The 755-nt window shown below is 43.7% G+C and carries 1 protein-coding gene and 1 pseudogene; both read right to left on the reverse strand.

Going from position 1 to position 755, the window contains the following annotated elements:
- A partial coding sequence (locus A3738_RS09490; RefSeq protein ID WP_156504149.1) for a hypothetical protein occupies positions 1-182 on the reverse strand: 182 nt, incomplete at its 3' end.
- 388 nt (positions 183-570) lie between these two features.
- Positions 571-755: pseudogene (locus tag A3738_RS30880) on the reverse strand (hypothetical protein); the annotation flags it as partial.

Genomic DNA, 755 nt, shown 5'->3' on the forward strand with positions numbered 1-755 from the left:
AAGCAATCTACTAATTTAGTGGCCTCCTCGTCGGACAAAACCATAGATTGATCTTTAAAAAAGGACTCTGCTAACTCGATATCACCTTTATCGGCGTAAGCCAAAGCGATGATCTTTGCTAGTTCTTGAGATGGGGCAGCTGCATAAGCCGCAGTTAAACCATTTAACGTCTGCTCGTCCATGAAATTCCTTGAAACAAAAATGCATATACTGAATGCGGATGTATGCTAACGGTAAATATGGTTCTCTTATAGTCACTAACCATTATTTTTTCGTATTGCCTTGCCGCGAATATTCACTAGCTTCTTAGATTAAGCCTATCTAGATATTCTAGTCTCGGAACGCTAAGACCTCGAAGAGCAGAGACGCTAATCAAAAATTGCTTAATCAAAGGACTTATTGAACTTTGCGTGGATCGAACGTCCGCTTCTGTCTAACTCCATGCATTGCACTTTAAACAATAGATGATGCGCTTCGCTTACCCTTCGGGCCGACTTTTTGTCGTTCAACGCGCTAAAGCGCTTTTGTGCCGCCTGCGCGGCAATGACATCATGAAAAGAATAACGCGGTTTAATCACTCTTTAACGAAAGATGGCTGATATCCGGTACGACGGCTGCTTCTTCTTTTTTCTCTTGGCCAAGATCGCTACCAGCCGGTGCGAGCGAAACATTATCTAATTCGTTCAGCTCAGGAGTGGGAACCTCTTCGGTTTTTTCGGCAAGATCTACCCCTACTGGGTCTAGGCTTAATGCAC

It is taken from the genome of Oleiphilus sp. HI0066 (assembly GCF_001635725.1).